Origin of the sequence: uncultured Abyssibacter sp. (assembly GCF_964000955.1) — a bacterium.
Taxonomy (GTDB): Bacteria; Pseudomonadota; Gammaproteobacteria; order Nevskiales; family OUC007; genus Abyssibacter.
This window is the reverse complement of sequence record NZ_CAXFCL010000107.1, coordinates 1-13273: the sequence shown is the minus strand read 5'-3', so window position 1 is coordinate 13273 and position 13273 is coordinate 1. Positions and strand designations below refer to the sequence as shown.

Below are 13273 nucleotides of genomic sequence, written 5' to 3'. Positions count from 1 at the left end.
TCATCCGGGCCGCCGTCAGCGACCGAGCCGACGGTGCCTGTTGCGGGATATCGCGTGGCCTCACGCGACACGCGGCGAACCCTGATTCACTGACAGGAGGTCGACATGAGCACGCTACTCTGGTTGCTGATCTTCGCCGTCGCCGGAACGGCGCTGGCCTATCGCAAGACAACGCTCGTCACGTCCACGGCCGTGATCGGTGCATTGTTGCTGGTGCTGTCCATCTTTGGCGATGTGGCCTGGGGCTGGCTGCTGCTGTTCTGGCTGGTCTTCGCCGGCATCGCCGCGGTGCTGAACGTCGATTCGCTGCGCAAGCAGTTGCTGACGGCGCCGGCGTTCAAGTTCTTCAAGAATGTCCTGCCCGAGATGTCCGACACCGAGCGCGCCGCCCTGGAGGCCGGCACCGTCTGGTGGGAAGGCGACCTGTTCTCGGGCAACCCCGACTGGTACCGGCTGGGCGCGTTGCCGCGCCCGCGCCTGTCGGAGGAAGAGCAGGCGTTTCTGGACGGACCCGTCGAGGAACTCTGCGGCATGCTGGACGATTGGCAGATCGTCCACGAGGACGCCGACCTGTCGCCGCAGGCCTGGGAGTTCATCAAGAAGAACAAGTTCTTCGGCATGATCATTCCCAAGCAGTACGGCGGGCTGGAGTTCTCCGCCGTCGCGCATTCGGCGGTGCTGACCAAGGTCGCCAGCGCCGGGGGCACGACCGCCTCGTCCATCGTCGCGGTGCCCAATTCTCTCGGCCCGGCCGAACTGCTGCTGCACTACGGCACCGACGAGCAGAAGAACCATTACCTGCCGCGGCTGGCCACCGGCGAGGAAATTCCCTGCTTCGGTCTGACCAGCCCCTACGCGGGCTCGGATGCCGGGTCGATTCCCGACATGGGCGTGGTCTGCGAGGGCACCTGGAAGGGCAAGAAGACGTTGGGCATGCGCCTGACCTTCGACAAGCGCTACATCACGCTGGCGCCGGTGGCGACCGTGATCGGCTTGGCCTTCAAGCTTTACGATCCGGATCACCTGCTCGGTGAACAGGAGGATCTCGGCATCACCTGCGCGCTGGTGCCACATGACACCAAGGGCGTGGAAATTGGCCGACGCCACTATCCGCTGGCGGCGCCGTTCATGAACGGCCCGATCCGCGGCAAGGACGTATTCGTGCCGCTGGATACGATCATCGGCGGACAGCAGAACGCCGGTCGCGGCTGGCGCATGCTGATGGAAGTGCTGTCCGTGGGCCGCGGCATTTCGCTGCCGTCCGGCAGCACTGGCGGCGCCTTGCAGGCGGCGTTCGCGACCGGTGCCTACGCTCGGGTGCGCAAGCAGTTCAACGTGTCCATCGGCGAGTTCGAGGGCATTCAGGAGGCAATGGCGCGAATCGGCGCCCGCGCCTACGCCTGCGATTCCGTGCGGCAGATGTCCGCGCTGGCCGTGGACCTGGGCGAGAAGCCTTCCGTGTCTTCCGGCATCGCCAAGATGCACGTGACCGATCTGGCCCGAAAGATCGCCATCGATGCCATGGATGTGCATTCCGGCAAGGCGGTGTGCATCGGGCCGAAGAACGTCATCGCCAACGGTTACCAGAGCGCGCCGGTGGCGATCACCGTCGAGGGTGCCAACATCCTCACGCGCAGCATGATGATTTACGGACAGGGGGCGATTCGCTGCCACCCCTACGTGCTGCGGGAGATGGACGCGGTCGCCGACGAGGACGCGCAGCGCGGCCTGGACAATTTCGACACCGCGTTCATGGGTCATCTGGGGCATGTCGCCTCCGCCAAGGCGCGTTCGTTCGCGCTGGGCCTCACCGGTTCACGACTGGCCAGCGCGCCGGTCAGTGGCCCGACCGCGATTTACTACAAGCGACTGGCGCGCTACAGCGCCAACCTCGCGTTGCTGTCCGACGTGTCGATGGGGCTGCTGGGTGGCAGCCTGAAGTTCCGCGAGAGCATTTCCGCCCGTCTGGGTGACGTGCTCTCCGCGTTGTTCATCGGCAGCGCGGTGCTCAAGCGTTATCAGGATGACGGCCGTCCGGAGGAGGACCTGCCGCTGGTGCAGTGGATGCTGGACGATCTCTGTCACGGCATCGAGGACAGTCTCGACGGCGTACTGAATCACCTGCCGATGCGGCCGGTGATGTGGGGGCTGCGTCTGGTGATCTTTCCGCTGGGCCGGCGCGCCCGTGCGGCTGGCGACGACAACAATCGCAGTGTCTCCAAGTTGATGATGGAACCCGCCGCCTCCATGGACCGGCTGGCGCATGCGGTCTACAAGCCGGACAGCGTGGAACATCCGCTGGGCGTGCTGCGCAAGGCGCTGACGGCCGTGCTGGAGACCGAGAAGCTGGAACTCAAGCTGGTCAAGGCCTACAAGGCGGGCGAGCTGAAACATCCCCATCCGCGTGAGCGGATCGACGAGGCGAAGACCGCCGGATTGATCTCCGCCGACGAGGCCAAGGCGCTGATCGCGACCTGGGATCTGGTGGCCGAGGTGGTCGCCGTGGACGAGTTCACCACCGAGGACATGCAGGCTGGGCGATCGGTGACGGCCCGCGGGGAAAAGCCCAAGGCGAAGCCGAAGGCATCCGCTGCACGCAAGACCGGTAGTTCCCGGACCAGGACGGCGTCCAAGGCCGCCGCGGGCAAGTCGACCAAGTCGGCGAGCGCCAAGTCGCGCACCACCAAACGCTCGACGGCCAAGTCCGGCGCCGCGAAGTCCAGCACTGGCGACAAGCCGGCGGACTCCACGTCCGAGGATGCTCGCGAGACCAGCGAATCCGCCTGAACCCCGACATCGCGGGTGTTTTCGTTCACCCTTTCCGCCGCAAGGACGCCTGACCGATGCAGCGACAATTCGAAGCCCTCAGTCATGGCGCCTACGATCTGCTGGTTGTCGGTGGGGGCATCTACGGCGCCTGGACCGCCTATGACGCCGCGCTGCGTGGCTACCGCGTCGCGCTGGTCGAGAAGACCGACTGGGCGGCCGGGACCTCGTCGGCATCCAGCAAGCTGATCCATGGTGGCCTGCGCTATCTGGAGCACTTCAATTTCGGGCTGGTCCATCACGGTCTGACCGAGCGTGCGACGCTGACGCGCATCGCCCCGCATGCGGTCGATCCGATTCGCTTCGTCATTCCCAAGTACCAAGGCGACCGTGTCGCAAGCTGGAAGATGCGCATTGGTCTGATGCTTTACGACGTGCTGGCCGGCAAGGGTCAGCCGGTGGCGCCGCATGACCGCTTCGACACCGAGGAACTGCGCAGCAGCTTTCCCTACCTGTCCACCGAGGGGCTGATCGGCGGGTTCTCCTACGGCGACTGCCAGGAAGACGATGCCCGCGTCACGCTGGAGGTGGTCGCTGCGGCGCAAAAGGCGGGCGCCGTGGTGGTCAATCATGCCGCCGTGCGCGAGCTGGTGCGCATGGACGATCGCGTGGTGGGTGGTGTTGTCGAGGACCGGTTCACCGGCGCGCAGACCACGGTGCGCGCGCGCCTGACGGTCAACGCGGCCGGCCCCTGGGCACCGGCGCTGGCAGGCGGCCGCCCGGCCGTGGGCGCCTACAAGCTGATCAAGGGCGTGCATTTGATGATGCCCGGCCTGCCGGGGCCCAAGGATGCGTTCCTGCTCACGGCCCGGACCGATGGCCGCGTGTTCTTCGTCATCCCCTGGTACGACCACACGATCATCGGCACCACCGAATCCGACTATCAGGGTGACCTCAAGGACCTGACGGTCTACGAGGACGAGGCCGAGTACCTGCTGGAGGAAGCCAACCGGGCGATGAAGGCCGCGAACTGGACCCGCGCCGACATCCGCGGATGCTTTTCCGGCGTTCGCACGCTGATGGGCGGCTCGGACGGTTCGCTGTCCGCCGTCTCCCGCGACTTTCATGTGCGCAAGCCGGCGCCGGGCCTGTGGATGCCCATCGGCGGCAAGTACACCACCGCGCGCGGTGACGCCGAGGAGCTGATGGACGCCGCGCGCAGCGATCTCGGGCCGGCGCGCCGGTCACGCCGCACCCATCAGCAGCCGCTGGCCTGGGCGCCCAGCGGCGACATCGGTGCCTGGCGTGCCGAGGCGGAATCGGACGCCCGCGGTCTGGGCGTGGACGAAAGCGCCGCCGCCTGGCTGGTCAAGCGCCATGGCAATCGCACCGACGAGGTGCTGGACCTGATCCGCAGTGACCCGTCGCTGGGCGAGCGTCTGCACGCGCAGACACCGTTTCTGCGCGCCGAGGTGATCTTCGCTGCCGCCGAGGAAATGGCCTTGACCCTGGTCGACGTGCTGCGTCGGCGGATGCCGGTGATGCTGATGCTGCAACCGGACGCCGAACTGGCCCGCGCCACCGCCGAGCTGATGGCGTCGGTCCTGGGCTGGGATGCCTCGGAGATTGAATCGCAGTGCGCCGAGGCGTTGTCGCGCTGGCCGACGATTTCACCACGCCCTTAGCTTTTCGCCCCGGGGCCGCCCGCTCGCGGTGGTGACCCGATCCCACCGACGACCAACGGCGGGTCTTCGTCCCGTCAGCGGTCTAGGTGGGTCTGCATCTTCACCCTGCGTTGACACCACTGCCCGCAGAATTCCGCCACCGGTCACGAGTCCGACAGGACGGTGAACCGGAAAAAAGAATTTCGATTGGTGCAACGGAGGACTCCCCATGAAACACTGGCTTGCCGGCGTGCTCGCGCTCGGCCTACTGGTCGGCTGCAGCGTTGATGACGAGGCAGAGGAACAGGCGCTCAACGAGGTCGCGCTGTCCCTGTTCGATCCGGTCGCGGCCAGCGCCGTCGTGCCGTTTCCGATTGACGCGTTCTTCTCGGGTTTCATCGATCCGACGCTGAACGTGCCCAACGGGTCGTCCGCGCCGTTCGTGACGGCGGCGAACGAGGTGGATGGCTTCTCGACCACCAGCCCGATCTTCACCGACCTGCTCGGCTTCGTGGATTTCAGCACCACCGCGCAGGGCGTGATCGTGATCAATACCGCCACCGGTACTCCGCTGGTGCCGGGCATCGACTACGTGGTCGAGGACTATCCGGTCATCGATGATGCCGACGGTGTGCCGATCAACCAGAAACGCACACGCCTGCTGATCCAGCCGCTGCGTCCGCTGGCGCCGGAAACCCGTTACGTGGTCGCACTGACCCGGGCCCTGCAAAGTGAGGCCGGCATTCCGGCGCGCCCGTCGGCCCTGTTCGAGATCACCGCCAGCGCCACGCCGGTTTCGGAGCAGACCGCGCCGGCGTTGACCACGCTGACGGATGCTCAGAAGGCAACGCTGGAAGCGCTGCGCGCGCAGATCATCCGTCCCACGGTCGGAGGCCTGGCGGCCGCCGGCATTCCAGAATCCTCGCTAGTGCTGGCCTGGCCGTTCACGACCCAGTCCATCGGCAAGAGCCTCGCCGCGGTCGATGCCGCGGCCACGGCGGCGCCGCTGGGCGTGCAGCCGGTGCCCAATGGCGTCGGGGGAACACTGAACACCGGCAACCTCGGCCTGGGGCTGCCCGCGGTTGCGGACATCTACGCCGGCACCTTCCAGACGCAGTACTACCTGCAGGCGGCCAGCGCGGAGAATCCGACCGGACCGCTGTCCGGCTTCTGGCTGGCTGATCCTGCGCAGCCCGACACGAACGCGACCTTCCTGGGGCAGGTGCCCTGCGGGGCGTTCGCCGTGGGTGCGATGCCGCCGGGCTTCAGTGAACCGTTGCAGCCGAGCACCAGCACGACCACCTGCTTCCCGGTGCCGGTCGCGCAGAGCACCCAGACCATCCCGGTGCTGGTGACCGTGCCCAACGGCAACAGCGGACAGACCATGCCCGATGATGGCTGGCCGGTGGTGATCTTCCAGCACGGGATTACCCGCAATCGCACGGACATGTTCCCGGTGGCTCCGACCCTGGCGGCTGCGGGTTTCGTGGTGATCGCCATCGACCATCCGCTGCACGGCATCACGCCGGGTTCCAGCGTCGCCGGTTTCCGGATTCCCGGCGTGGCGGAGCGGACCTTCGATGTCGACTACGTCAATAACGAGACTGGCGCGGCCGGTCCGGATGGCCAGGCAGACGCGTCTGGGCAGCATTTCGTCAACCTGTCGAGCCTGCTGACCGCGCGCGACAACATCCGCCAGTCGGTTGCCGATCTGACGCGGCTGTCCAAGTCGGTGGGTTTGCTGGATTTCGACGGTGACCCGCAGACCGACGAGATCGACGAGACCCGCGTGTCCTTTGTCGGGCATTCGCTGGGCGGCATCGTCGGCACGACGCTGCTGGGCGTGAACTCGACCATCGGACCCGCCACGCTGGCAATGCCCGGCGGCGGCATCACCAAGTTGCTGGATGGCTCGGTCAGCTTCGGGCCCAGCATCGCGGCGGGCCTGGCGGCATCGGGGCTGAACGAGGGCGGTGATCTCTACGAGACCTTCCAGCGTTTCGCGCAGCTGGTGCTGGATACCGCCGATCCGATCAACCACGCGGCCGCGGCTCGTGACGGTCACCCGATCCACATGATCGAGGTGCTGGGGGATCAGGTCGTGCCGAACAACGTACCGGCCGGCCCGGCGACCGCGGCCAACGATCGCGTGACCATCGCCGGACCGCTCGGAGGCACCGACCCGCTGTACATGCAGATGGGTCTGGATGTGGTCGACAACGTTGATCCCGGCGTGACGCAGACGCAGATCGTGTCGCAGGACGCCAACGGTGTGGGTGCCGTCGTCCGGTTCACTGAGGGCGATCACGGTTCGATTCTGGACCCGTCGGCCTCGCCGGACGCCACCACGGAAATGCAGACGGAGATGGCGCTGTTCCTGATCTACGGCGGTGCCTGTCTGCCCGTTGGCCAGACATGCAACTTCGTCGCGCAATGACCCGCCGGTTTGACAGGAGACAACCCATGACACGCAATTCTCTCGTTTCGCGCGTGCTGGTCACCGGCGCGCTGCTGGGACTGGCGCACGAGGCCGCCGCGGTTAGCTTCGAGCTGGGTGATGCCAGCGTTCGGATCGACTCGCAGTTCTCCACCGGCTTCGCCGTGCGCATGGAGGACCAGAGCCGCACCCTGATTGGCCAGGCCAACACCACCGCCGACGGGGACGCCGGTCTGGCGTATTCCACCAATGGTGACGACGGCAACCTCCAGTTCGACAACGGCGACGTGTTCGCCGCGGCCTCGAAGCTGACCTCCGATCTGTCCTTCAACTGGGGGAATTTCGGCGCCTTCGTGCGGGGTACATACACCTACGACTGGGTGCTCAACGACGAGGACTTTCTTGATCCGGCGGACCACATGGGACCGACCGATGACACCCTGACGCCCGCCGATCTCGTCGCGCGGCGCGACAAGATCCAGGACACCGTGGGCAATGATGCGGACCTGCTCGACGCTTATGTTTACGGCGACTTCGACATTGCCGGCCGTTATCTCGCGGTGCGCGTCGGCCAGCAGGTGCTGAACTGGGGCGAATCCACCTTCGTGCAGAACGGCATCAACAGCCTGCTGGCGGCCGATGCCAACCATCTGCGCGTGCCGGGCTTCCAATTGGAGGAGGTGTTCCGGCCCGTGGGCATGGCCTGGGCGTCGACCGACATCGCCGACAACGTATCGCTGGATGTGTTCTACCAGTACGAATGGCGGCCTACCATCATCGAGGCGGCCGGGACCTATTTCTCGACCAACGACTTCGCCGGCCCCGGCGGGCAGACGGCGCAGATAGGCTTCGGCCGGGCGCCGGAGAACGCGTACCCACTGACGCCATGCTCGGACGGCACGCCCTGCGTGCCCTTCGGTGCGGCGATCAACCGTCTGCCGGATCGTGACGCGAAGGACGATGACCAGTTTGGTGGCGCGCTGCGCATGTACATCCCGGTGCTCAACGACCTGGATCTGAGCTTCTACGCGGCGAACTACCACAGCCGGTTGCCCATCGTGTCCGGCCAGTCCCGGCCCACCGGTAACTCGCCGTCCACCGAGTCGGGTTACCGTCTGGTGTATCCGGAGAACATCAAGCTCTACGGCCTGTCGTTCAACACCACGGTCTGGGGTGGAATCGCGCTGCAGGCGGAGTACAGCCGCAAGGAAGATCAGCCGCTGCAGATCGACGATGTGGAACTGCTGCTCGCCGGCCTCGGTGTGTCCAGCCAGGTCGCGCCGATCCAGGGCTCGGCGCTAGGCGGACAGGAGATCGTCGGCTATCGCCGGTTCAACGTGAACCAGGTCAACGTGGGCCTGACCAAGATCTTCGGTCCCTGGGGCTGGATCGGCAGCGATCAGGCGACCATGGTGCTGGAGACCGCGGCGATGAACGTCGAGGACATGCCGGAGCTTGAGGAATTGCGTCTGGAGGCGCCGGGCACCTACACACCGGGTGACGCGACCACCGCTGCCGCGCTGGGCGTGCCTCAGCAGATCGGCGGGTATCCGACGGCTTCGTCCAGGGGCTACCGGGTGGCGACGCGACTCACGTACAACAACGTGTTCAACCGCTTTGTCATGGAGCCGGCAATCCTCTGGCAGCATGACGTCAACGGCACGTCGCCGACACCGCTGACCAACTTCGTCGAGGGTCGTCAGCAGATCAACCTGGTGCTCAATACCCGCTACCTGGACCGCCTGGAATACGAGGTCGGTTACACGATCTTCCAGGGCGCCAAGCCCTATAACCTGCTGGGCGACCGTGACTTCCTGCACATGGTGGTCAAGTATAGCTTCTGAGCGGCCGGGTCACGGCCTGGATTTCCCCGAGGGAAGCACTGATTTATTCACACCGCCAAGTTGCCGCCTGAAATGAGGCCAGGCAAGGCGCGAGGAGAGAGGTTTGGTCATTCCAAATAAACGACGAGTAACGCCGCATGGCCTCATTTCAGGCGCAATCCGCATGGAACGGGCCGGTTTTCCCGCAATCCTGCGTTGTCGTTCGCTGACTTGGAATAACCAAGCGGCACTCACTCCGCCTGGGCTTGCGGGAAAACCGGCTCCGTCTTGGTGGTGTGAATAAATCAGTGCTTCCCTAGCCCCCAGTGGCAGCGTTTAACGAACAAGGAGACATCAATGAGCGAAATACTTGATGTAGTGATCATCGGAGCCGGTGTGTCCGGCATCGGCATGGCCAGCCGCCTGCGCAGCGAAATGCCGGACAAGAGCTTCGCGCTGCTCGAGCGTCGCGAACGGATCGGCGGCACCTGGGACCTGTTCCGCTACCCGGGCGTGCGCTCGGATTCGGACATGTTCACCTATGGATTCCGCTTCCGCCCGTGGCGTCATTACCAGACGCTGGCCGACGGCACCAAGATTCGCGACTACCTGAGCGATACCGCCACGGCCTACGATTTCGCTGACCGGATCGAGTTCGGCATGAAATGCACGGACGCGAGCTGGGACAGCGCCGCGCAGCTCTGGACGGTGACCGCCACCCACGAGCCCAGTGGTGAGCGGAAGCAGTGGAAGGCGCGCTTCGTGGTCAGCGGGCAGGGCTACTACAACTACGACGAGGGTTACCGCCCGTATTTCGACGGCGAGGAGGACTTCGCTGGCCAGATCATCCACCCGCAGCAGTGGCCGGAGAACCTGGACTACGCGGGCAAGAAGGTCGTGGTGATCGGCAGTGGCGCCACCGCGGTTACGCTGGTGCCCGCCATGGCGAAGACGGCGGCCAAGGTGACCATGCTGCAACGCTCGCCGACCTACATCTTCTCGCTGCCAGGCTGGGACAAGATGACCGAGACGCTGGCGAAGATTCTGCCTGAGCGCTGGAGCTACGAGATCGCCCGCAAGCGTAACCTGGAGATCTGGCAGACCACGTACAAGGTCTGCAAGCGCTTCCCCAAGGCCATGCGCAAGTTCTTCGTCGGTCAGGCCAGGCGTCATCTGGGCGAGCACTACTCGGATGCCGACTTCAATCCGCAGTACGACCCCTGGGATCAGCGGCTTTGCGCGGTGCCGGACGCCGACCTGTTCCGCAGCATTCGCGATGGTCGAACCGAGGTGGTCACCGATCACATCGAGCGGTTCACCAAGACCGGCATCCTGCTGAAATCAGGCAAGCACCTGGATGCGGACATCATCGTCACCGCGACCGGTCTGAGCCTGCAGATGTTTGGCGGCATGTCGCTGAACGTGGACGGCCAGCCCTTCAATATCGCCGAGAAGATGGCCTACAAGAGCGTGCTGTTCCAGGACCTGCCGAACTTCGCCTGGATCTTCGGCTACATCAACCTGTCCTGGACCATGAAGGCGGACATGTCGAGCCAGTACCTGTGCCGGCTGTTCCAGTACATGGACGACAAGGGGCTGGGCGTGATTACGCCGCGTGACCATGGCAACAACCGCCTGGATGAAAACCTGCTGGGCCAGCTCTCGGCCGGGTACATCCAGCGCGCCGAGCATCTGCTGCCGCGGCAGGGCAAGGCCAAGCCGTGGATCGTGCGCAACAACTACGCCGAGGATCGGCAGATGATGCTGCGCACGCCGATTGCAGACAGCGCGCTGGAGGAGGAACCGCGACGCACGCAGGCCGCGGCCGGAAAGGCGCCGGCTGGCAATCTCGCCGACGCGGCGTAGATGGATCCACAGGCCGGGCCGACGCTGCTGTTGGTCCACGGGGCGTGGCACGGTGCCTGGTGCTGGGAACAGCAGTTCGCACCGTGGCTGCGTGAGCAGGGTCACGCCGTCGTCACCATGAACCTGCCCGGTCATGGCAGGCAGGGGCCACGGCGCATTCCCTGGTTCTCGGTGGCGGACTACGTCGATGCGGTCGAGGCGAAGCTCGCCGAGATCGGCGGGCCGGTGGTGGTCGCCGGCCACTCCATGGGCGGCTTCGTCGTGCAAAAACTCATGGAGCGCCGGCCGGCCAGTCTTGTCGGCGCCGTCCTGGTCGCGTCGGTGCCGCCGCGTGGGGTGATCGGTGTCGTGCTGCACCTGCTGGCGAGCCGTCCGCTCGCGTTCCTGCGCACGGCGCTGACCTTCGACCTGTACTACCTGGTGCGCACGCCGGCGTTCGCCCGGGCCCTGTTCTACAGCGAGCGGCTGTCGGACGAGACGATTCAGCAGTACTGGCAGCCGTTGCAAAACGAGTCGTTCCGGGCGTTCATCGACATGCTGCTCCTGGCGTTGCCCCGGCCGCGTCGGGTCGATCCCGAACTGCCCAAACTCGTGCTGGGCGGTGGGCTCGACCGGATCTTTCCGCCGGGCGACGTCCAGGCCACCGCGGCCGCCTACGCCGTGGAGCCGACGATGTACCCCAGCATGGCGCATAACCTGATGCTGGATGTCGGCTGGGAGGCGGTCGCCGCCCGGCTGTCGCAGTGGGTCAAGGCATTGCCGGCACCGCGGTCAGCGTGATGCGCCTTCGCTGATCCTGGCCAGCAGCCGATCCAGCACCACGTCGTGGTCGGCCGGCCTGATCGGCGTGTCGATCACGAGATCGGGCTGCACGCCGCCCAGGCGGGTGTCGCCGGATGGACGGATGATGAGCGCCTTGGGAAACCCCACCTCGAAGCCGGAGTTCGGCAGGGTGAAGCGTTCCATCGCGCCGTAGGTCGTGGCGTAGTCGGCCGTCGGCTCGCCGGCGATGATGCCCCAGCCGTAGTCCTGCATGATCGCCGCGACATTGACCGCGTTGGAATACGAATTCCGGTTTACCAGCACGTACACGGTCCCATCGAATCGCTTGCCGTCGCGCGGCTCGGCGAGCGGAATCTCGAACGGAAACGTCTCGCCCCGCGGCGTGTCCGCGAAGGCCTTGGCGTACACCGCGGAGATGCCCTGCGCGGCACCGGAATTGGCGTCGATCCGCGCCTGGTTGGAGGCGGCGGCTTCATCGCTGGACCGGACGAGAAACCGCGATGCGAAGCGGAACGGATGGTCGGGGATCCAGCGGACCATGGCGTCGCTGAACGAGTTGTCGCCGCCCGGGTTGTTGCGCAGGTCGATCACCAGGGTTTGCGCGTCCTGCTCCAGGAACGACTCGAACGCCGAATCCACGAACGCCATGAAGGCGCTCGCATCCCAGAGTCGCTGCGGGTCCTCCACGTTGTAGAAGGGGCCGGGCCGCAGGTAGCCAATCGAGTCGGTCAGCATGCGGGCGTCGCGGGCAATGAAATCCAACTCGAATACCGGGGGTGCCTGGTCGATGGCCTTGGTGAGTTCGGTCTGCGTGAGTGCCGCGATGCGTGCCTCGTGCACCGCGCCCCGGTCGTTGCGAAGCCGCAGCGTGAAATGCGGGCGCTCGCCCAGTTCCACCCACAGATACCTGGGGAAGGAGGATTCGAGCAGCGAGTGGGCGATGTAGGGCGAATCGGCTGAAATGGTCCGGGCCGTTCGGGTCAGCCATTCCGCCATTGGTGTGCCGTCAATGGCGAGAATCTCGTCGCCTGGCTCCACGTCGTCCGAGCCCGAGTAGTCCTCGCCCACGTAGGCACGTCCATCCACGATCCGTAGGTAGATGGGGAACGCCCGTCCGCCGTTCTCTCGGTATGCGGCATAAACCGGTGTGGGGAAATCGATGCGGGCGTGCGCGACCTGTCCGTAGGCGGTGAATCGTTGCAACGCCAGGAAGAGCTCGAAGCGGGTGAGCGGAGTTCGGAGGTCCGCCATCGTCTCCGCAAAACGTGCATCGTAGTCGGCGCGGGAGCGATGGACGAAAAGGTTGTAATGGGCCGACTTCAGGCCATCATAAAGCGCGGCGAGATCGGCCTGAGCAACTTTCGGGGGCACCGTCTCGGACCAGTCGGTTGCCGCGGTGGCGTTGCCCAGTGTCGCGAACAGCGCGAGCACCAGGGCGGGCAGTGCGTTTTTCATGTGTGACCTTTGAATGAGGCATCGTTGACCCGAACGATGCGGCGGACCCGGGCAGCTAACCATGGAGACAGGCTCCTTTTCACCTGACGAAAACCTGACGATCCCGCAACCACGCGGATTGTCGAGCTGATGGCCGAGATGCAGACCGATCCACCGCCGACGTCCCGCAAGCCGCCTGACCATCCGTTCCGGGTGGGGCGCTGGCGGGCGGACCCCAGCACGAACACGCTGTCGGATGGCGACGCGCGTGTCGCCGTCGAGCCCAAGGTCATGGACTTGCTGACGCTGCTGGCCAGTGCGCCAGGCGAGGTGTTCTCCCGGGAGACGTTGATGGCGCTGGTCTGGCCCGGCGTGGTGGTCGGGGAGGATTCCCTGGCGCGCGCCGTGTCCAAGCTCCGGCGCGCGCTGGGTGACCGGACCCAGGCGCCGGCCTATGTCGAGACGATCCCCAAGCGTGGCTATCGGTTGATTGCCGAGGT

At 65.7% G+C, this 13273-nt stretch carries 8 protein-coding genes; 7 read left to right on the top strand and 1 reads right to left on the bottom strand.

Annotated features, from left to right (window positions below; all coding sequences use genetic code 11):
* The first annotated feature begins 105 nt into the window (after window positions 1-105).
* The 6 genes from ABNS06_RS05050 to ABNS06_RS05025 all read left to right on the top strand — a co-directional run bounded on the left by ABNS06_RS05050 (window position 106) and on the right by ABNS06_RS05025 (window position 11336).
* Window positions 106-2787 (top strand): acyl-CoA dehydrogenase, encoded by a 2682-nt coding sequence (locus tag ABNS06_RS05050; RefSeq protein WP_348672972.1) that lies wholly within the window; start codon window positions 106-108, stop codon window positions 2785-2787.
* Between the two features lie 56 nt (window positions 2788-2843).
* Complete coding sequence (locus ABNS06_RS05045; RefSeq protein ID WP_348672971.1) at window positions 2844-4451, top strand: glycerol-3-phosphate dehydrogenase/oxidase; 1608 nt, start codon at window positions 2844-2846, stop codon at window positions 4449-4451.
* 208 nt (window positions 4452-4659) lie between these two features.
* On the top strand, window positions 4660-6867 hold the full coding sequence (locus ABNS06_RS05040; RefSeq protein WP_348672969.1) for a hypothetical protein: 2208 nt from the start codon (window positions 4660-4662) through the stop codon (window positions 6865-6867).
* Between the two features lie 26 nt (window positions 6868-6893).
* Entirely contained in the window at window positions 6894-8711 is a 1818-nt protein-coding gene (locus ABNS06_RS05035; protein ID WP_348672968.1) for a DUF1302 domain-containing protein, read from the top strand.
* 336 nt (window positions 8712-9047) lie between these two features.
* Window positions 9048-10556 (top strand): NAD(P)/FAD-dependent oxidoreductase, encoded by a 1509-nt coding sequence (locus ABNS06_RS05030; protein WP_348672966.1) that lies wholly within the window; start codon window positions 9048-9050, stop codon window positions 10554-10556.
* Complete coding sequence (locus ABNS06_RS05025) at window positions 10557-11336, top strand: alpha/beta fold hydrolase (RefSeq protein ID WP_348672964.1); 780 nt, start codon at window positions 10557-10559, stop codon at window positions 11334-11336. It abuts the gene before it with no gap.
* On the opposite strand, the gene ABNS06_RS05020 is transcribed toward ABNS06_RS05025, so the two are convergent.
* A complete protein-coding gene (locus tag ABNS06_RS05020; protein WP_348672962.1) occupies window positions 11328-12794 on the bottom strand; it encodes a S41 family peptidase in 1467 nt (488 codons plus the stop codon). The genes ABNS06_RS05025 and ABNS06_RS05020 overlap by 9 nt on opposite strands.
* A gap of 129 nt (window positions 12795-12923) precedes the next feature.
* Between ABNS06_RS05020 and ABNS06_RS05015 the strand changes: the two genes are divergently transcribed.
* On the top strand, window positions 12924-13273 hold a 350-nt coding region (locus tag ABNS06_RS05015; protein ID WP_348672961.1), incomplete at its 3' end, for a transcriptional regulator.